We start from the raw sequence: 19075 nt of genomic DNA, 5'->3' as shown, positions 1-19075 counted from the left end.
ATCATGGAGATTGAGATCTACGCCGACGTCGTCTGCCCGTGGTGCTACCTGGGCAAGCGCCGCCTGGACGAGGCGCTCGCCCGCTACGACGGCGAGGTGACCGTCCGCTACCGGCCGTTCCAACTCGACCCGTCGCCGGTACCCGAGCCGCGCCCGGTCATCGACGCGCTGGCCGACAAGTTCGGCGGCCCGGAGCGCGCGCGGCAGATGGTCGCGCGGGTGACCCAGGCCGCGGCGGGTGACGGGCTTCGGCTGGACTACGACCACGCGGTGGCCGCCAACACCTTCGACGCGCACCGGCTGGTCGGCTACGCCGCCGAGCGCGACCGGGCGGCCGAGATGGTGGACGCCCTGTACCAGGCACACTTCACGAAGGGCCTCGACATCGGTTCCCGGGAGGTGCTGGCGACGATCGCCGGCTCGATCGGCCTGGACGCCGCCGATGCCCGCCGGTTCCTCGACTCCGACGAGCGGACCGCCGAACTCGCCGCCGAACTCGCCGCCGCCCGTGACCTGGGCATCACCAGCGTGCCGACGTTCGTGCTGGCCGGGAAGTACGCGGTCAGCGGCGCCCAGGAGACGTCCACGCTCCTCGCCGCGCTGGCCGAGGTCGAGCAGCGGGAGGCCGCAGCACGCTAGACATCGACCAGGTCGATGTTTCACGTGCAACGGTATCGATGTTGGTGGCTGGTCAGGCCGGCCTGGCCAGCCCTTCGACCACCTGCGCGCCGGGCAGCGCGCCCAGCGCCGGCCCCGGCAGCGCGATCTTGCTGTGCCGTACGCCGGACCCGATGATCACGTGCGGGGTGGCGATCACCCGCGCGTCCACCAGGATCGGCCACTGGGCCGGCAGCCCGATCGGGGTGATGCCGCCGTACTCCATGCCGGTCAACTCGACCGCGTCGGTCATCGGGGCGAAACTCGCCTTGCGCACGTCCAGCGCCCGCCGGGCCACGCCGTTCACGTCGGCCCGGGTGGTGGCCAGCACGATGCAGGCCGCGTAGCGGACCACACCCTCGCGCTTTCCGGCCACCACGACGCAGTTGGCCGACACGTCCAGCCCCACCTCGTACGCCTCGCAGAACGCCGCCGTGTCGGCGAGGTCGGCGTCGATCGGCGCGACCAGGACGTCGTCGACGTCCACCGGCGCGTTGGCCGGCCACTGGGCGATGGCCTCCGCCACCGGCGCGGCGAGCAGATCGAGGCGGGCACGGGCCGGTTCGGTCTTCAGCGTTCCCATCACGGGTGCGATCCTCGCACCCGCGCCGCCGGATCGCCCGCCGACTCCCGAGCCGTCTCGCGACACCACCTCCACGTCGCGGCTCAACTGCCGGCGAGGAACGCGTTGTCGCGCAGGAAGGAACGGTCGCGGGCGGCCGCCAGTTCCTCCTCGCGTCGGGCTTTGGCCCGCTGCAGCTCCAGGTCCTCCATCGCGTGCCGGACACCCAGCCGGATCACGCCGTAGAGGAAGACGAAACCGAAAACGTAGAGGATCACCGTGGTGACGACAACGAACATGGCGTCACCGTAAGGCGAACGTGAACCGCTATCCGTCTCATCTCCGTGCGGTTCCCCCGTACGTGTCCGCGAGGTGGTCGGCCCAGGTACGCACACCGCGAGGCAGCGCCTCGGTGACCAACCCACCGGCGCGCAGTTCGCGCCCGAGGCGGCCGGGGATTCGTACCGGCAGCAGCGGCCGGCGTGACCCGCGCGCCTCCCGCCAGGCACGGACCGCCTCGTCGAAGCGGAGCACCTGCGGCCCACCGAACTCCTCGATGCCCCCGAGCGGGCCGGCGGCCACCCGGGCCGCGAGCCGGGCGGCCACCTCACCCGGGTCGACCGGCTGGGCGAGCACCGCCCGGTCGCCGACCACCGGGCCCAGCCGCGCGCTGGTCGCCAGCAGATCGTCGAGGAACTCGGGGAACTGGGTGGCGCGCAGCACCGACCACGGCACCGGGCCGGCCGCGACCACCTGCTCGGCTGCCAGCTTGTACCGGTAGTACGGGATCGGCACCCGGTCCACCCCGACGATCGAGATGTAGACCAGGTGCTGGACGCCGGCCGCGCCGGCGGCGACCACCAGCCGACGGGTGCCCAGCACGTCCACCTGGTGGGTACGCCCCCGGGGCGAGGACGCCAGGTGCACCACCGCGTCCACCCCGGTCACCGCCTCGGCCAGCCCGTCGCCGGTGGCCAGGTCGGCCACGACCCACTCGACGTCCGAGCCGGTACGCGGCCGGCGGCTGCTGGCCCGGACGCTCATCCCGTCGTCGCGCAGCCGCGCCAGCACGTGGCTCCCCAGTCGACCACCCGCCCCGGTGACCAGAACCCTCATCGTCCCCTCCTCCTCCGCGGACCCGTCGTGCTGATGACGGCCGCGCGACGGCACACGTGACGGCTCACCCCGAACGGACCAGATCCAGCACGGTCAGGAGCGCGAAGAACGCGATCACGATCTCGTTGACGATCCAGGAGTGCCCCTCGGCCCACTCCCGCATCCGGGCCAGCACCCGCGCCGCCTTCTGCCCGAGCAGCACCAACGCCAGCAGCGGCACCGCGAGCAGGAGCACGGTGAGCAGCACGAACGGCACCAGGTGCCACCAGGGGAGGTTGTGTCGGGCCACTGTCGCGCCGACCGTCGCCATGGTGAGGTCGTCGGTGGGTGTCACCACGAAGAGCAGGGCACCCATCCGTGCGGCCCAGCGCGGATGGGCGTGGCTCACGCTGCCCAACCAGCGCGGCGGCCCGGACCGGTTGCGGCGCAGCCAGACCACCAGGGCCAGGCACACCAGCAGCGCGAGCACCACCAGGTCGATGACCGGACCGCGATCGATCCTGCTGGCGGCCGCGCTGGCGTCGGTCGCCAACCCGCCCAGCAACCGGGTCAACAACCAGCTCACGGTCACCCCGACGGCGACCACCAGGCCGGCGCCGGCGAGGAAGCCCAGCGACGCGGCCCGGGGCCGGTCGGACGAGGCGAGGAAGACCGCCACGACCAGTTGCGTTCCGGCGACCATCACCACGGCCAGCGGCAGGACGGTCAGGAGGTTCATCGCCTGCCATCCTCGCGCCCGCCCGGTGCGGACACGTCGAATCCTCAGCCGATCACCCGCCCGGCCGTGTGGTCTGCGTCCATCACCACCCGGCCGGCCAGCAGCGCGCCGACCAGTGCCAGACCGGCCGCCACCGCCAGGGTCACCACGTAGCTGGCGGGGCCGGGCGCGCTCCCGGCAGCCAGTACGGCACCGGTGAGCGCCAGCACGGTCGCCGCGAAGAGCGAGTCGCCCAGTTGCAGCGACGAGCTGTTGCGCCCCTGCTCGCCGGGCGCGGACAGCTCCAGGGTGAGCACCGACAACGACGGGTACAGCAGTCCCATACCGAGCCCCGCCACCGCCCAGCCCAGCACGGCGACGGCCACCGGCAGCTCGGGTCGGACGGCCAACGCCACCGTCGCGGTGCCGGCCGTGATGCAGCACAACCCGACGCGGGGGAAGCTGGCCCGGGAGGCCGGCACGGGAAAACGGCCCTGCACCCAGGAGCCCACCGACCAGGCCAACGCGCCCACCGTGAGTACAAGCCCGGCGGCGGTCGGCGACAGCCCTCGCTCCCGGGAGAGCATCAGCGGGATGACCACCTCCGCGCCGACGAACGCCGCCGACGCCAGACCGCGCAGACCGATCACGGTGGGCAGTCCGCGGGCCGCCCGGAGGAACCCCGGCGGCAGCAGGCGCGGAGCGCAGACCAGCAGGCCGGCCAGGGCGAGCGCGATCACCGCCAGGGCCGTCACGCCGCGCTGCTGTCCCCCGATGTGCAGCAGTGCGGCGCTCACGCCCGCCCCACAGGCCCAGCCGATGCGGGCCATCGCGCCGGCCGGTGGCCGGCTCGGCACGGTTGCGTCGAGCGACCGCAGGCCCGGATGGATCAGCAGCACCGCCGGGACGGCCACCGCCGGCACCACGAGAAAGACCCACCGCCAGCCCAGGTACTCGACAATCAGGCCGGCCAGCGCCGGCCCGACCAGCGACGGTACGACCCACGCCGCAGCGAACGCGGCGAAGATGCGCCGATGCAACTCCTCGGGGTACGCCTGCCCGACGATCACGTAGAGCGCCACCGAGAGCAACCCCGAGCCGAACCCCTGCACGACCCGTCCGACCACCAACGCGGTCATCGTCGGCGCGGTCCCGGCGACCAGCAGCCCGACCACGAACCAGCCGACGCCGTGCCACATCGGTCCTCGGGGCCCCCGTGCGTCACACCAGATCCCGGAAACGACCATGGCCACCACACCGGCGGCGAACGGGCCACCGAACGCGATCCCGTACAGCGCCAGCCCGTCCAGGCTCCGCGCGACGGTCGGCATGGCCGTGCCGACCGCCAACGCCTCGAACGCCAGCAGCGACACCAGCGCGACGCTGCCCACCGTCATCGCCCGCAGCCGGGGGGCGAACAACCCGGCGGGGACCGGAACGGGGGTGGCGGTTCGGCTCGACATGCACCGAGCCTGCGACCTCAACCCGGATTCATGTCAACCGGGGGTGACCCGGCTCTCGTCAGGCTTCCTGGAGCGCCTCCCCGACGCCGCGTACCAGTCCCGAGAAGTGCTGGTCCGCCAGGAGATGCCCGGCGGTGATCACCAGGGCGAGCGGCCATTCGATCACCTGCAACGCGGCCAGCACGCCGAGCCCGGCGTAGTAGGCGATCTTGTCCGGTGGTGGCACCGCCACCTCGCCCACCATCGGCAGCTCCACCCGTCGGCTGTACATCCGAACGTTCTCGTGTGAACCGTTGAGGTGTCGTGTCAGCGTGCTCATTCCGGCCTCCCCGTGTCCGGTGATGGTCGTCGGATTCCACCGTCCACCCCGTCCATGCGCGGCCAGCCCCGCAAAGTTCCGGTGGTCCGAGGGGCATAACGGACGCCAGGTCGGGAAGCCAGGCCGCCGGACGTGAGGCGGTGGGAGGGCGAGATGACCGACGGCACAAGCGACAACGGGGAGTCGGGTCGGCGTCCGTCCGGCCGTACGCCTCGATGACGGCGGCGGGTCGCGCCGCCGGCCGCCTCCTGCCGTCCATCGGCGTGCCGCACCTGGTCGGGGAGGCGTCCCGGACCGTCGGGTCGGCGGCGACCCGGCTGGCCCGGACGGTCGGGCTGACCCGGCGTCGGGTCTGGTCGCGCCCCGGCCGGCACCACATCGAGGTGCACGGCGTCTGCCAGGACGGTGGCGACCGGTTGGCCCGGCAGGTGGAGGCCGCGCTGGAGCGGTTGCCCGGGGTGGCCTGGGCCCGGGTGAACGCCCCGTCCGGCCGGGTGGTGGTGGCCGTGCAGGCGCCCGAGCCGCGGCTGCGGGACCTCATCGCCACGATCGGGCGGATCGAGGGAACCTGCGACCACGAACCGGATCCGGAGATCCCGCCCCCGCATCCGCCGGAGGAGGGGCCGCGTACGCCGCGCACCCTGGGCGCCCTCGCCTCGGACGCACTGGGCCTGACCATCACGGCGGCCACCCGGCTCCTGCCGTTCGCGCCGCTGCCCGGCGAGGTCGCCGGCCTGCTGGCCGCTGCGGACCTGCAACCGAAGCTGCACGCCTTCGTCGGCAGGCGGCTGCGCTCCGACCCGCGCGCCGACGTCATCTTTCCGCTGGCTGAGGCGGTGGTGCAGGGTCTGACCGGCCGGTGGACGGGGATAGTGCTCGACGGCGCCCAACGGATGGTGCAGTGGGGGGAGGCGCGGGCCCAACTCGCCGCGTGGGAGAAGGCCGAGCCGCGGCTGACCGGCGACCCCGAGCGCGCCACCGCGCGGTGGCCCGCGGTCGACCGTCCCCGCCCGAAACCGGACGGCCCGGTCGAGCACTACATCAACCGTATGTTGACCGCCGGCGTGGCTGCCGCCGCGGCGGCGACACCGATCGCCGGGCGCAAGCGAGCCGCCGCGCTGGGCCTGTCCGCGCTGCCCAAGGCCCCGGGCAGTGGGCGAGAGGGGTACGCGGCACAGCTCGGCCGGATCCTCGCCCGGCGCGGGGTGATCGCGATGGACCGTGGCGTGCTGCGGGAGCTGGACCGGATCGACACGCTGGTGCTGGACGCGGCGGTGCTCGGATCGGAGCGGGGCGTACTCGCCGACCTGGCGCCGGCGGCCGAGGTGGACGTCGACGAGGTGGCGGAGCGGGCGTTCGCGCTGTTCGACCCGAGCGACCCGACCGGTTCACCGGAGCTGGACGGCTGGCGGCTGGCACCCCTGGACCAGTTCCCGGCGGGCGATCCCGGCGACGTGCCGGACGGCGAGCGGCTGCGCGCGGCCGGCGGGCAACTGCTCGGGCTCACCCACTCGGGTCGGCTCACGGCGCTGCTGCGGGTCGAACCCGAACCCGCGCCGGGTGTCGACAGCCTGCCGGCCGCTGCCCGCCACGCCGGCCTGAAGCTGATCGTGGCCGGCGGCGACGAGCAGCGGTACGGCTTCGCCGACGCGCTGCTGCCCGGCGGGGACCACCTGGCCGACACCGTACGCGGGTTGCAGCGCGACGGGGCGGTCGTGATGCTGGTCTCCGGGGACCGGGCGGCGCTCGGCGCGTCCGACTGCGGCCTCGGGATGTCCGCTCCGGACGAGCTGCCGCCGTGGGGAGCGCACCTGCTGGTCGGCACCGACCTGCGAGTGGCGGCCCTGGTCATCGAGGCGACCGGGGCGGCCCGGCGGATGACGCGGCAGAACATCCGGCTCGCCATGGCGGGCACCGGCCTCGGGGCGCTGGGCGCGTTCACCGCCCCACCGACCCAGCTGCCCCACAAGTCGCTCGTCGCGGTCAACGGCGCGGCCGGCCTGGCCTTCGCGAACGGGGTCTGGCGGGCCAGCCGGTTGCCCGACCGGTCGGACACGCCGGTGCCGGTGACGACCGCCTGGCACCTGATGCCGGTCCGGACCGTGCTCGACCAGCTGGGCACCACGCCGGACGGGCTGGCCAGCGCGGAGGCGCAGCGCCGACACGATGGCCAGGGGGCGGGCGGCGGCGACACACCCGCCGGTGGTGGCCTGCTGCGGGCGTTCCTGGACGAGCTGTCCAACCCGCTCACCCCCGTACTGGCCGCCGGGGCGGTGCTCTCCGCGTCGTTCGGCTCGCTTGTCGACGCCGCGCTGGTGGGCAGCGTCGTCGGCGGGTCGGCCCTGATCGGGGCGGTGCACGAACGCAACACCGAACGGTCGCTGGCGGAGCTGCTGTCGCGTTCGGCGGTGACGGCCCGGGTCCGCCGGGACGGCGTCGAGCGAATCGTCGCGGCCGAAGACCTCGTCCGCGGAGACGTCATCACCCTCGAATCGGGAGACTCGGTGCCGGCCGACTGCCGGGTGCTCGAATCGGTGGGGCTGGAGGCGGACGAGTCGTCGCTGACCGGCGAGTCGCTGCCGGTCGCCAAGAGCAGCCGGGCGGTCGTCGCCGCGGCCATCGCCGACCGGCACTCGATGCTGTACGAGGGCACCACCGTCGCCGCCGGCCAAGGAACCGCCGTGGTGGTGGCGACCGGCGTCGACACCGAGTCCGGACGCAGCCTGGCGCTGGTCCGGCAGGCGCCCCCGACCAGCGGGGTGGAGGCCCGGCTCGGCTCGTTGACCAGCGCCGCCATTCCGTTGGCCGCGGGTTCGGCGATCGCCGTGGCCGGGGCGGGGCTGCTCCGGGGCGTACCGCTGGCCGAAACGGCGGCGACCGCCGCGAACCTCGCCGTCGCGTCGGTGCCGGAGGGGCTGCCGTTCCTGGTCAGCGCCGCGCAGCTGGCCGCCGCCCGGCGGCTGGCCGAGCACGGCGCGTTGGTCCGCAACCCCCGCACGATCGAGGCGTTGGGCCGGGTGGACGTGCTCTGCTTCGACAAGACCGGCACCCTCACCGAGGGCCAGTTGCTGCTCGCCGGGGTCGGCGACGGCGTCGGCGACCGGTACGCCGCGGTGGACCGGCTCGACGACCGACTCCGACTGACCCTCGCCACGGCGCTGCGGGCCACCCCCGCCGCGGCCAAGCCGGAGGAGTTGGCGTTGCAGACCGACCGGGCGGTCCGGCGGGGCGCCGCCACGGCTCAGGTGGTGGAGCAGACCGGCGCCGCCGGCTGGCGGGCGGCCGGCGGGCTGCCGTTCGAACCGTCCCGCGGCTACCACGCGAGCATCGGCGAGACCGAGGGCCGCCTGCTGCTGAGCGTCAAGGGCGCCCCGGAGACGGTGTTACCACGCTGCGCGACGCGGCGTGCCGACGGCCGGCAGGAGCCGCTGGACGACGCCGGCCGCGCGGAACTGCACCGTCTGCTGGCCGACCGGGCCGGGGCGGGGCACCGGATCCTGGCCGTCGCGGAGTGCGAGGTGGACGCCGCGCACATCACCGACGCCGACGTCCGAGGTCTGACCTTCGTGGGGTTCCTGGCCCTCGCGGACGGGGTCCGGGAGAGCGCCGCCCCGGCGGTACGCCGGATCCGGCAGGCCGGGGTGCACACCATCATGATCACCGGCGACCACCCGGCCACCGCCGAGGCGATCGCCGCCACCATCAGCGAGCACGACGAGCAGCGGGTGGTCACCGCCACCGAACTCGACCAGTTGGACGACGACGCGCTCGCCGAGCGGCTGGCCAACACCGACGTGGTGGCCCGCTGCACCCCGGCGCACAAGGTGCGCATCATCCAGGCGTTGCAGAAGTGCGGGCGGACCGTGGCGATGACCGGCGACGGCGCCAACGACGCCCCGGCGATCCGGCTGGCCGACGTCGGCATCGCCCTCGGCCAACGCGGCACGCCGGCGGCCCGCGCCGCCGCCGACCTGGTGGTCACCGACGACCGGTTGGAGACCATCATCGCCACCCTGGTCGAGGGTCGCGCGATGTGGTCGTCGGTCCGCCACGCGCTGAGCATCCTCGTCGGCGGCAACCTCGGCGAGATCGCGTTCAGCGTGCTCACCGCCGCGGTGACCGGCCGTTCCGCCCTCACCGGGCGGCAACTGCTGCTGGTCAACCTGCTCACCGACCTGGCGCCGGCGCTGGCCATCGCGGTCCGCCCACCCGCCTCGGACCGCACCGACAGTCTGCTCCGGGAGGGCCCCGACGCGTCGCTCGGTGAGACCCTCAGCAGGGAGATCGGGCTCCGCGCGGCGTCCACCACGCTTGGCGCGACCGTCGGCTGGACGTTGGCGCGGTACACCGGCCGGCAGCGGCGGGCCGGAACGGTCGCCCTCGTCTCGCTCGTCGGCACCCAGCTCGGCCAGACCATCCTGGCCGGCGGCACCAGCCCGGCCGTGCTGGCGTCCACGGCGGCGTCGCTGGGAGTGCTGGTCGTGGTGGTGCAGACGCCGGGGGTGAGCCAGTTCTTCGGGTGCACGCCGCTCGGCCCGGTGGGCTGGACCATCGGCGCCGGATCGGCGCTCGGTGCCACCTTCGCCAACGGCGCGCTCACCAAACTGGTGGAGCACCTTCCGTCGGCACGACCCGACCTCGCGCAGCCCACTCCCGGGACCGAGGGGACGGCCACGGACGGCTGACGCTTGAGCGGGACCGGCTGGGGTACCGGAGCCGGGGGAGGTGAACTTCCTGCACCGCGGCCAGCGGGCGTACCTCGGAAAGGGTCTGTGGTCGCGCCGACGCACGGACCCGGCGCTGCGGATGAGCGGCGGATTGGCAGTGGGCCGGGCACCCTCATTGATCTCGCTGACTAGCCTGACGCCATGCCGTCGTTCTTGGCCAATAGAACTCGTCCGAAGGCCTGGCCGGCCCTACCGCTGGCGCTGCTGGTGCCGTGCAGCCTGCTGGTACTGATCGGTGTCACCGACGACCGCGAGCCGCCCCCACCGGCCGGCGTGCTGATGCCGGCGACGGTGGTCGCGGTGGAACCGGCCCAGACCGCCCAAGGCCCCTACGTGCTGGTACGCGTCGACACGGCCGACGGGCCGACCACCTGCGGCATCTACGAGCGGTCGTTCCCCGAGCGGCGGCTACCCCCGCTGTACCAGCGACTGACAGTCGACTACACCCCGGCCAGCTGCATGCCGATGCCGGTCAACACCGAGCTGCCCCGAGGCGTGATCGTCGCCATGGGGGCCACTGGATTGACGGCGTCGCTCTTCTGGCTCTGGGCCGGTCCGCGCTTTCAGCGCTTGGACCGCCGGCGGCGCTCCCGCTTCTGACGCCCTCCGTCACCGCTCTTCGGCACGGAACGGGTCCCGGGCCGGCCCCTGTTCGGCCCAACACAGACCACCGCGAAACTCCACGCCCGGTATGCCGTCACCGAGCTGGCTGATGTCCACCACAGCCGCCAGGGAGGTGGCGAGGTCCGACCGTAGTTCCTCGACGGCCGTCTCGAGATCGTCCGCCTCTTCGGACCAGTCGATGTCGGCCGCACGCAGGTCGGCGATCGCGTGACCGGTGACCGCTGCGGGGTCGGTGACGACCACCTCGACCCGACAGTAGATGTGCACGGTGACGGAGGTTGGTTGCTCATCCATCCACGGATCATGACAAGTGCGCTGCCCGACCCGACAGGCAATTGCCGAAGCGGTCAGTGAGCGAGCCTTCCGGGGCCTCGCCAATCCCCAGACGACGGTAATATCCCCAGTCTTTGATCTACAACGGGGAGGAAGATCCACATGCGATGGAAGATCCCGGCCGGCGTGGCAATAGCGCTGGCCTTTATGGTTCCGGCGGCACCGGCGGTGGCGCAGACCGGGTCGCCCGGGCTCAACGAAACCTGCCAGACGGTCGAGCGCAAGACGTACAAGGACATCCGCGAGCTCTTCACCATCGACCTGGACACCGCCACCACCACCCAGCTCCGGGTGCTGACGGCCCAGATCCTGTACGCCGCGAACACCGAGTCCCTGCCCACCCTGCCTGACGTCATTCAGAAGAAACTCGATGGCAGCTCGGACGATCTCCGCGCATTCCTCAAGAAGGACGTGCAGACCGTCTGGTCGGTGAATCTGCGGGTCAAGGTGGACCAGACGTTGACCGGCGCCGGCCCCAAGGTGAAGAAGGCCGCGCAGACGACGCTCGACGACGCGACCACCGATGGCTACCTGGCTTACCTGAACGAGGGCCTGTACGCCGCGCGTGCGCTCGACTGCGCGTCGCAGCCCACCCCGACGCCGACGACGACGGCCTCGTCGCAGCCCACTCCGACTCCGAGCGCCACGACGACCGTCACTCCGACCGCGGCCACCTCCACGAGCCCGGTCGCTGCCGGCGGCGAGGGCGGCGGACTGCCGCTGACCGGTGCCGACACCGCGACCGTGGCCGGCATCGGCGGTGCGCTCCTGCTCGTCGGTGGCGCGAGCTTCGTGCTCGCACGGCGACGCCGCTCCCGCTTCGTGGCGTAGCTCGATCTGACGCGCCCGGTCCGACACTTCGTCCGGCCGGGCGCGTTGGCGTTCAACGACGTCATGCTGGTTGGTCAGGAGTCCGTTCCGCGGTGACGCGGGAGTCGCCGGCTCAGATCGTTGACAGCGCAGCAGCTCGACGCTCGGCGTGTCATGCCGCTCATGCGTCAACGATCAGCACCGCTCGGTCCACGACCACGAGACTCGGGGCGCGGGGCCGAGGGGGAAGTGATGGTGGAGCCCAGGGGACTCGAACCCCTAACCCCTGCCTTGCAAAGGCAGTGCTCTGCCAGTTGAGCTAGGGCCCCGTGAGCGGCGGCGGCGGTGCGTCGCTCGCCGCCGGCCGGACGTCAGCGCAGGTCGGGCGCGGTGGTCGCCTCGTGCCACAGGGCACGCTCGTCGTTGGCGGCCTTGACCTTGTTGAAGACGACGGCAGCCACGCCGACGACGCCGGCCAGGATCAGCAGCTTCTTGAACATGGGGCGACCCCTCGCGCTCGACTAGCGTCGGACGATGTGCGGTGGGGCTAGATGGAATCGAACCATCGACCTCAGAGTTATCAGCTCTGCGCTCTAACCGACTGAGCTATAGCCCCGCGTTGCGACGAGCAAGATTAACCCATCCGCTCTGCCGGCCCCAAATCGGGGTCCGAACCTGCGAGCCGGGCCGTCGCCGCCTGCAAAACCTAACCGAGTACGGGGCGCCGGAGCCACCGCATTCCGCGGTGCCCCGGCGCCCCGGTCACACTCAGTCCCGCTCGGCGAGCGTCAGCTCGATCCCGCCGACCAGGTCGGCGCAGACGTTGTAGACGAATGCTCCCAGCGTGGCCAGCGCGGTGAACAGCACCACGTTGACCAGGCCGATCAGCGCCGAGCTGAGGATCACGCCCTTGGCGGTGATCTGGAACCCGTTGGTGCTCTGCCCACCGCCCGCGTTGACCAGGTCGCTGAGGCTGTCGTTGACGCTCTGGAACACGCCCATCGCGTCCAGCGCCAGGTAGAGCACCGACGTGGCGACCACCACGACGATGAACAGCACCACCGAGACGGCGAACGCGAACTTCATCACGGACCAGGGGTCGATCCGCTTGAGGTTCAGCCGGGCCCGGCGCGGTCCGCGGGACGCCGCCGAGCTGACCGAGGTACGCGCGGCGCGTACCGCCTCACCCACGCGAGCGGCCCCGACGGCCGACGCGTTGCCGATCCCCGGCGGCAGGCCACCACCGCTCGCGGGGCGACCGCCAGCGGCCGTACGCCCCGAGTCGGGCTGGGTCATGCCCGGCGTGATCCGCGGCTGGGTGCCGGTGGCCCCGGTCGATGTCGCCTGACCGGGCCGGGTGTTGATCGGCTGGGTGGTCGTCGGCCGAGCCGGAGTCGGGGCGGCCGCCGCGGGGGCCACCCCGGCGGACGTCGGTGCCTCGACAGCCGACGTCTCGGCCTTGGCGTCGCCCGATCCCCCGTCCTCGCCGGGCTGCTCCGGCGGAGGTGTCATGCCGGGAGCCCGGGTGAATTTCGGGGCAGGCGCGTCGGCGGGAACCGTGGCCCGGCCCACGGCCGCGCGGCCGGTCGCTGGTGTGCCGCCCTTGGCGGCCTCCTCGTCGACCGGGTTGGCCGAGGTCCCCGTGTTCCCCGACTTCGCCTGTGTCTCCGTCATTCAACTAGTCCTGTTCGTCAGGCTCGTCGGCATTGCGAGCAATCGCCACGATAGTCACGCCGTCCGGGAGGTCCATCAGCTTGACCCCCATTGTGTTCCGGTCACGCGTACGGCGTACAGGCTTCACCGGAGTCCGGATGACACCACCGTTGCTGGTGATCGCGAACAACTCGTCGTCTGGGTCGATCACCACGGCACCGACCAGACCACCGCGCCGTTCGGTGATCTTCGCAGTCAGCACGCCCTTACCTCCCCGGCCCTGCACCGGGTATTCCTCGATCGGGGTACGTTTCGCGTATCCCCCGTTCGTGGCCACCAGGACGTCCAAACCGTCCCGAACGACCTCCATGGCGAGCAGGACGTCGTCGTCCGTGAAGCGCATGCCGATCACGCCCGAGGTGGCCCGGCCCATCGGCCGCAGCGCCTCGTCGGAGGCGTTGAACCGGATCGCCTGCGCCTTCTTGGAGACCAGCAGCAGGTCGTTCTCCGGCGCCACCAGCGCAGCACCGACCAGCTCGTCCTCATCGCGCAGGTTGATCGCGATGATTCCGCCGGAACGGTTGGAGTCGAACTCCTCGAGCCGCGTCTTCTTCACCAGGCCGTTCTTCGTGGCCAGTACCAGATAGGGGGCTACCTGGTAGTTCGGGATTTCGATGATCTGCGCGATCTGCTCGTCAGGTAGGAAGGCGAGCAGATTGGCCACGTGTTGGCCCTTGGCTACCCTACTGGCCTCCGGCAACTCGTACGCCTTGGCCCGGTACACCCGACCCTTGTTCGTGAAGAACAGGATCCAGTCGTGCGTCGAGCATACGAAGAAGTGGCTCACTATGTCGTCCTGCCGCAGCGTGGCGCCACTGACGCCCTTGCCGCCGCGCCGCTGCGAGCGGTACAGATCGACCTTGGTCCGCTTGGCGTACCCCGTCCGGGTGATCGTGACGACCACGTCCTCCCGGGCGATGAGGTCCTCCATCGAGACCTCGCCGTCGAACGGAATGATCTGCGTACGCCGCTCGTCGCCCCACTTGGCGACGATCTCGCCCAGCTCCTCCGAGACGATCCGGCGCTGCCGCTCCGGCTTGGCGAGGATGTCCTTGAGGTCGGCGATCTCGATTTCGAGCTTGGCCAGGTCGTCGACGATCCGCTGCCGCTCCAGGGCGGCGAGGCGGCGCAGCTGCATGTCCAGGATCGCGGTCGCCTGGATCTCGTCGATCTCCAGCAGCCGGATCAGGCCCTGCCGGGCGTCGTCCACGGTCGGCGAGCGCCGGATCAGGGCGATCACCTCGTCCAGCGCGTCCAGTGCCTTGCCCAGACCGCGCAGGATGTGCGCCCGCTCCTCGGCCTTGCGCAGCCGGAACGCGGTCCGCCGGCGGATCACGTCGATCTGGTGCTCGACGTAGTAGCGGATGAACTGGGCCAGGTTGAGCGTGCGCGGCACCCCGTCGACCAGCGCCAGCATGTTGGCGCCGAAGGTCTCCTGGAGCTGGGTGTGCTTGTAGAGGTTGTTCAGCACCACCTTGGCGACCGCGTCGCGCTTGAGCACCAGCACGATCCGCATGCCCGTACGCCCGGAGGACTCGTCGCGGATGTCGGCGATGCCGGCGAGCTTGCCCTCCTTGATCAGCTCAGCGATCCGCTCGGCCAGGTTGTCCGGGTTGACCTGGTAGGGCAGCTCGCTGACGACCAGGCAGGGCCGACCCCGCTTGTCCTCCTCGACCTCCACCACGGCCCGCATCCGGATCGAACCACGACCCGTGCGGTACGCGTCCTGGATGGCGGTAGTGCCGACGATCAGGCCGTGGGTCGGGAAGTCCGGGCCCTTGACGATGCCGAGCAGGGCTTCGAGGGTGGTCTCCTCGTCCTCCTCAGGGTGCTCCAGGCACCACTGCACCGCCGCGCCGATCTCCCGCAGGTTGTGCGGCGGGATCTTGGTGGCCATGCCGACCGCGATGCCCTCGGAGCCGTTCACCAGCAGGTTGGGGATCCGCGACGGCAGGATCGTGGGCTCCTTGGCCCGGCCGTCGTAGTTGTCCTGCAGGTCGACGGTGTCCTCGTCGATGTCCCGCAGCATCTCCATCGCGAGGGGGTCGAGCTTGCACTCGGTGTTGTGGCTGACGAACCCGTCCGAGACGAACGAGTGGTCGTCGGTGTCCACCCGGACGCTGTAGACCGGCTGCACGCCGGCGTCCGTGATCTGCGCCACCTCGGCGTAGTAGAACCGCCCGTCGACCAACGGCTCGACCACGTCGAGCACCTCGGAGTTGGTGATCCGGGCCGCGATCTCGTCGCGGTCGCGTTCCCACCGCTCGACCCGGTCCACGTTGTGCCGGCGCAGCCAGTCCCGCTCCGTCCAGCGCTGCGCGCCGTGCTCACGGATGAAGTCGGCGACCAACGGCACATGGTCGCTGGAGAGCGCCGTGCTGCTCGCCGGCACCTGGGCCAGCTCGGCCTCCAACTTGGCCTGCTTCCGACCGAGGAACCCGACGTGCGCGGCGAAGATCCGGGCGTCGCGACGGTTGGTCACCACGACCTTGATCTCGCCGCTGTCGTAGCGGGTCTGCCGGCTGATCACACCGAACTCCAGCAGCAACTGCTGGACCTCGGCCGCCAGGCGCTCGCTGCGGGTCGAGTACGAGATCTGCATGGTGTTGCGCGGCAGCAGCGACGACGAGCCGTCACCCTCGAACAGCGCCTGGAGGAACGCCCGCTTGACCGCGGCCGGCCCCTGCCAGACGAACTCGGGAACGAACTTCGCGGCGCTACGAGCGCCCACAAGGTCGCCGAGAAGGCTCGTCCGCAGCGCGCTGAGGTCCTGCACGTCGAGTTCGTGCAGAGTGCTGCCGGAGGCGATGACCCGCTCGCTGGCGTAACGCGGACCGCCCACCGCAAGGTCGTAGGCCGCGAGAACCCGGACGAAGAACTCCCGGTCGACGTTGTTGAACCCGGCCCGGTTCGGGGAGACCCAGCCCTCGCTGACGAAAGCACCGGCGAGGACAGCAGCCTCGACGTGCTCCAGCATCGGGTAGCCGATCTCGTCCGGCACGCTGCGCTGGAGGACGACCCGGTCGCCGGGGGCGATCTCGGCGAGCAGCTTCCACAGCAGGGTCGGCACGCCCGCCACGTCCACCAGGCAGAGCACCGGGTGGTTGTGCGTACCGGTCAGCTCGTACCCCTCGCGGGTGCGCAGCCGCAGGGTGGGGTGCTCGCCGGAGTGGAAGAACTTCGAGGCGCGGACCAGGTCGCCGTTGCGGTCGCGGACCTTCAGGTCGATGTCGGTCTCGCTGGACGGCGCGGCGTCCGCCACCATGTCCGCAATCCGCACGCTACCATCGGCAGTACGAATACGGACATTTCCCGAAATACAGTAACGCATCGCCGCAGCCGGATCATTACCCGGCGAGCCGAAGTTGCCGTTGCCGTCGACCAGTGGGTAGCGCAGCGACCAGGGCTGCGCCATCCGGACCAGCGCGTCGTAGATCGCCGAGTCGCCGTGCGGGTGGAACTGACCCATCACGTCGCCGACGACCCGGGAGCACTTCACGTAGCCGCGGTCCGGCCGGTAGCCGGAGTCGAACATCGCGTAGAGGATCTTGCGGTGGACCGGCTTGAGCCCGTCCCGGACGTCCGGCAGCGCGCGCCCGACGATCACGCTCATCGCGTAGTCGAGGTAGGAGCGCTGCATCTCCACCTCGAGGCCGACCGGCTCGATCCGGTCGTGCGCGACCACGGCGGCGAGTGCCTCGGCGGGAACCTCGGGCTCGTTCGGTGTGGACTCGGGGGAATCGGTCACTGTATACCCTTATCAGACTCAGAGTCGTTTTCGTGCTGTGGATAACGGCTGTGGATACCGACCAAGCTGTGGATAACTCTGTGGACCGGCGAACCGGCCGGGTGGTGCCCGACCGGCCCGCCGAGGTCCGTCAGATATCCAGGAACCGCACGTCCTTGGCGTTGCGCTGGATGAACGACCGGCGCGCCTCGACGTCCTCACCCATCAGGACGCTGAACAACTCGTCCGCGGTTGCGGCGTCGTCGAGCGTGACCTGACGCAGGGTACGCGTCGCCGGGTTCATCGTGGTTTCCCACAGCTCGGGATAGTTCATCTCGCCGAGGCCCTTGAAGCGCTGGATGTCGTCCGGCTTGGCGTTCGGCTTCTTCTGCTGGCGCAGCGCGATGAGCCCGTCCCGCTCGCGGTCGGAGTAGGCGTACTGCGCGTCGTCGCCCTTCTTGTTCCACTTGATCTTGTAGAGCGGCGGAGCGGCCAGGTAGACGTGACCCAGCTCGACCAGCGGACGCATGAAGCGGAACAGCAGGGTGAGCAGCAGCGTCTGGATGTGCTGGCCGTCGACGTCCGCGTCGGCCATCAGCACCACCTTGTGGTAGCGCAGCTTCTCCATGTCGAAGTCGTCGTGGATGCCGGTGCCCAGCGCGGTGATCAGCGCCTGGACCTCGTTGTTCTTCAGGACCCGGTCGATCCGGGCCTTCTCCACGTTGAGGATCTTGCCGCGGATCGGCAGGATCGCCTGCGTGCGCGGGTCCCGACCCTGCTTGGCCGAACCACCGGCCGAGTCGCCCTCGACGATGAACACCTCGGACTCGCGCGGGTCGGTGGACTGGCAGTCGGCCAGCTTGCCCGGCATCGAGCCGGACTCCAGCAGCGACTTACGCCGGGCCAGCTTGCGCGCCTGCTGCGCGGCGATCCGGGCACGGGCCGCCTGGGACGCCTTCGTGATGATCATCTTGGCTTCGGCCGGGTTGCGGTCGAACCAGTCGACCAGCCGGTCGTTGCAGACCCGCTGCACGAAGCTCTTCACCGGGGTGTTGCCGAGCTTGGTCTTGGTCTGGCCCTCGAACTGCGGGTTGGCCAGCTTGACCGAGATGATCGCCGCGAGCCCTTCCCGGATGTCCTCGCCGGAGAGCTTCTCGTCGCCCTTGAGCAGCTTCTTGTCGGTGCCGTACCGGTTCACCACGCTGGTCAGCGCGGACCGGAAGCCCTCCTCGTGAGTGCCGCCCTCGTGGGTGTTGATCGTGTTGGCGAAGGTGTAGACCGACTCGCCGTACGACTCGTTCCACTGCATGGCGATCTCAACCGACATGCCCTCCTCCTCGGCCTCGAACTCGACCACCGTCTTGTGGATCGGGTTCTTGGAGGCGTTGAGGTGCCGGACGAAGTCGGCGATGCCGCCCTCGTAGAAGAAGGTGACCTCGCGCTGCCGGCCGTCCTCCTCCTCGGCCACCCGCTCGTCGAGCAGGTGGATGCGCAGGGCACGGTTGAGGAAGGCCATCTCCTGTAGGCGCCGGTAGATGGTCTGGAAGTCGAAGTCGACCGTCTCGAAGACGTCGGGGTCCGGCCAGAAGGAGACCGCCGAGCCGGTGCGGTCGGTGGCCTCGCCCTTCTCCAGCGGGCTCGGCTTGGAGTTGGTGTAGTGCTGCCGCCACACGGAGCCGGACTTGTGGATCTCGACGAACATCCGCGTGGAGAGCGCGTTCACGACGGAGACGCCGACGCCGTGCAGACCGCCGGAGACCGCGTACGCCTTGCCGTCGAACTTGCCGCCGGCGTGCAGGATGGTCAGCGCGACCTCGACACCCGGCTTCTTCAGCTTCGGGTGCAGGTCGACGGGGAAGCCTCGGCCGTTGTCGGTGACCCGGACGCCGCCGTCGGCGAGCAGCACCACGTCGATGGTGTCGCAGTATCCGGCCAGCGCCTCGTCGACCGCGTTGTCGACGACCTCCCAGACGAGGTGATGCAGACCGCGTTCGCCGGTGGACCCGATGTACATACCGGGCCGCTTGCGAACCGCCTCCAGCCCCTCGAGAACGGTGATCGACTCTGCGCCGTACTCCTGCTTGTCCTGCGCTGCCACCCTCGGCCACTTTCTCGCGTCGTCGGCGCCGGGAGGGCGCGTCGGGCGCGGGTTCGGCGGACAGGACGCGACGTCGACGCGTGGACCGGTGCCCGAGACCTCCGGACAGCGGGTCGAACGCGCCGGTCGCCGCGGTTGCCCGCGGATCGCGATCGGCTCAACCCGGAGTGGAGAATGATGCTGGGGCCACCGGCCCCGTCCCTCGCCCCGCACCGGGTCTTCGTCTCAC

General features: G+C 71.2%; 15 protein-coding genes and 2 tRNA genes. 4 read left to right on the top strand and 13 right to left on the bottom strand.

The genetic code is table 11. The features are described from left to right. Window positions 1-3 precede the first annotated feature (3 nt). On the top strand, window positions 4-639 hold the full coding sequence (locus tag ABZU46_RS03730) for a DsbA family oxidoreductase (protein ID WP_354854872.1): 636 nt from the start codon (window positions 4-6) through the stop codon (window positions 637-639). Between the two features lie 52 nt (window positions 640-691). Here ABZU46_RS03730 and ABZU46_RS03725 read toward each other — a convergent pair whose 3' ends face one another. The 6 genes from ABZU46_RS03725 to ABZU46_RS03700 form a co-directional block, all read right to left on the bottom strand. After that, complete coding sequence (locus ABZU46_RS03725; RefSeq protein ID WP_354855012.1) at window positions 692-1240, bottom strand: YbaK/EbsC family protein; 549 nt, start codon at window positions 1238-1240, stop codon at window positions 692-694. An 83-nt stretch (window positions 1241-1323) separates the two neighbouring features. Continuing rightward, window positions 1324-1518, bottom strand: coding sequence for a hypothetical protein (locus tag ABZU46_RS03720; RefSeq protein ID WP_354854870.1), 195 nt, complete (start codon window positions 1516-1518; stop codon window positions 1324-1326). A 37-nt stretch (window positions 1519-1555) separates the two neighbouring features. Beyond that, window positions 1556-2335: an NAD(P)H-binding protein gene (locus ABZU46_RS03715; RefSeq protein WP_354854868.1), complete on the bottom strand. Its 780-nt coding sequence runs from the start codon at window positions 2333-2335 to the stop codon at window positions 1556-1558. Between the two features lie 64 nt (window positions 2336-2399). Continuing rightward, the gene (locus tag ABZU46_RS03710) at window positions 2400-3053 is read right to left on the bottom strand and encodes a GAP family protein (RefSeq protein WP_354854866.1); all 654 of its coding nucleotides are present in this window, start codon (window positions 3051-3053) and stop codon (window positions 2400-2402) included. 44 nt (window positions 3054-3097) lie between these two features. Then, the gene (locus ABZU46_RS03705; protein WP_354854864.1) at window positions 3098-4495 is read right to left on the bottom strand and encodes an MFS transporter; all 1398 of its coding nucleotides are present in this window, start codon (window positions 4493-4495) and stop codon (window positions 3098-3100) included. Window positions 4496-4553: 58 nt separating this feature from the next. Next, the gene (locus tag ABZU46_RS03700; protein WP_354854862.1) at window positions 4554-4814 is read right to left on the bottom strand and encodes a hypothetical protein; all 261 of its coding nucleotides are present in this window, start codon (window positions 4812-4814) and stop codon (window positions 4554-4556) included. A 215-nt stretch (window positions 4815-5029) separates the two neighbouring features. Between ABZU46_RS03700 and ABZU46_RS03695 the strand changes: the two genes are divergently transcribed. Continuing rightward, the gene (locus ABZU46_RS03695) at window positions 5030-9499 is read left to right on the top strand and encodes an HAD-IC family P-type ATPase (protein WP_354854860.1); all 4470 of its coding nucleotides are present in this window, start codon (window positions 5030-5032) and stop codon (window positions 9497-9499) included. A 183-nt stretch (window positions 9500-9682) separates the two neighbouring features. Then, window positions 9683-10141, top strand: coding sequence for a hypothetical protein (locus ABZU46_RS03690; protein ID WP_354854858.1), 459 nt, complete (start codon window positions 9683-9685; stop codon window positions 10139-10141). A 9-nt stretch (window positions 10142-10150) separates the two neighbouring features. On the opposite strand, the gene ABZU46_RS03685 is transcribed toward ABZU46_RS03690, so the two are convergent. Further along, complete coding sequence (locus tag ABZU46_RS03685) at window positions 10151-10459, bottom strand: hypothetical protein (RefSeq protein WP_354854856.1); 309 nt, start codon at window positions 10457-10459, stop codon at window positions 10151-10153. Window positions 10460-10600: 141 nt separating this feature from the next. On the opposite strand from ABZU46_RS03685, the gene ABZU46_RS03680 reads away from it, so the two are divergent. After that, a complete protein-coding gene (locus tag ABZU46_RS03680; RefSeq protein ID WP_354854855.1) occupies window positions 10601-11329 on the top strand; it encodes an LPXTG cell wall anchor domain-containing protein in 729 nt (242 codons plus the stop codon). Window positions 11330-11561: 232 nt separating this feature from the next. On the opposite strand, the gene ABZU46_RS03675 is transcribed toward ABZU46_RS03680, so the two are convergent. The 6 genes from ABZU46_RS03675 to gyrB form a co-directional block, all read right to left on the bottom strand. Further along, a tRNA-Ala gene (locus ABZU46_RS03675) sits at window positions 11562-11637 on the bottom strand. Between the two features lie 42 nt (window positions 11638-11679). Next, entirely contained in the window at window positions 11680-11808 is a 129-nt protein-coding gene (locus tag ABZU46_RS03670; RefSeq protein WP_007453934.1) for a DLW-39 family protein, read from the bottom strand. Between the two features lie 42 nt (window positions 11809-11850). Further along, window positions 11851-11924, bottom strand: a tRNA-Ile gene (locus ABZU46_RS03665). A gap of 152 nt (window positions 11925-12076) precedes the next feature. Then, entirely contained in the window at window positions 12077-12982 is a 906-nt protein-coding gene (locus ABZU46_RS03660) for a DUF3566 domain-containing protein (RefSeq protein WP_354854853.1), read from the bottom strand. A gap of 4 nt (window positions 12983-12986) precedes the next feature. Next, window positions 12987-16706, bottom strand: a complete 3720-nt coding sequence (gyrA, locus tag ABZU46_RS03655) for an intein-containing DNA gyrase subunit A (RefSeq protein WP_354855011.1) — start codon at window positions 16704-16706, stop codon at window positions 12987-12989. A 193-nt stretch (window positions 16707-16899) separates the two neighbouring features. Next, window positions 16900-18846 carry a DNA topoisomerase (ATP-hydrolyzing) subunit B gene (gene gyrB / locus ABZU46_RS03650; RefSeq protein ID WP_354854851.1) on the bottom strand — a complete coding sequence of 649 codons (1947 nt, stop codon included), beginning with the start codon at window positions 18844-18846 and terminating at the stop codon, window positions 16900-16902. Window positions 18847-19075: the final 229 nt, after the last annotated feature.

It is taken from the genome of Micromonospora sp. NPDC005197, from assembly GCF_040608295.1.
Classification (GTDB): domain Bacteria; phylum Actinomycetota; class Actinomycetes; order Mycobacteriales; family Micromonosporaceae; genus Micromonospora.
The sequence above is the reverse complement of the archived record's forward strand: the minus strand, read 5'-3'. Positions and strand labels throughout refer to the sequence as shown.

Coding starts and splice junctions, on each gene's coding strand:
- ABZU46_RS03700 (WP_354854862.1), bottom strand. CDS start 4,814: ATGAGCACGCTGACACGACACCTCAACGGTTCACACGAGAACGTTCGG.
- ABZU46_RS03670 (WP_007453934.1), bottom strand. CDS start 11,808: ATGTTCAAGAAGCTGCTGATCCTGGCCGGCGTCGTCGGCGTGGCTGCC.
- ABZU46_RS03685 (WP_354854856.1), bottom strand. CDS start 10,459: ATGGATGAGCAACCAACCTCCGTCACCGTGCACATCTACTGTCGGGTC.
- ABZU46_RS03710 (WP_354854866.1), bottom strand. CDS start 3,053: ATGAACCTCCTGACCGTCCTGCCGCTGGCCGTGGTGATGGTCGCCGGA.
- ABZU46_RS03730 (WP_354854872.1), top strand. CDS start 4: ATGGAGATTGAGATCTACGCCGACGTCGTCTGCCCGTGGTGCTACCTG.
- ABZU46_RS03715 (WP_354854868.1), bottom strand. CDS start 2,335: ATGAGGGTTCTGGTCACCGGGGCGGGTGGTCGACTGGGGAGCCACGTG.
- ABZU46_RS03695 (WP_354854860.1), top strand. CDS start 5,030: ATGACGGCGGCGGGTCGCGCCGCCGGCCGCCTCCTGCCGTCCATCGGC.
- ABZU46_RS03680 (WP_354854855.1), top strand. CDS start 10,601: ATGCGATGGAAGATCCCGGCCGGCGTGGCAATAGCGCTGGCCTTTATG.
- ABZU46_RS03705 (WP_354854864.1), bottom strand. CDS start 4,495: ATGTCGAGCCGAACCGCCACCCCCGTTCCGGTCCCCGCCGGGTTGTTC.
- ABZU46_RS03725 (WP_354855012.1), bottom strand. CDS start 1,240: ATGGGAACGCTGAAGACCGAACCGGCCCGTGCCCGCCTCGATCTGCTC.
- ABZU46_RS03690 (WP_354854858.1), top strand. CDS start 9,683: ATGCCGTCGTTCTTGGCCAATAGAACTCGTCCGAAGGCCTGGCCGGCC.
- ABZU46_RS03720 (WP_354854870.1), bottom strand. CDS start 1,518: ATGTTCGTTGTCGTCACCACGGTGATCCTCTACGTTTTCGGTTTCGTC.
- ABZU46_RS03660 (WP_354854853.1), bottom strand. CDS start 12,982: ATGACGGAGACACAGGCGAAGTCGGGGAACACGGGGACCTCGGCCAAC.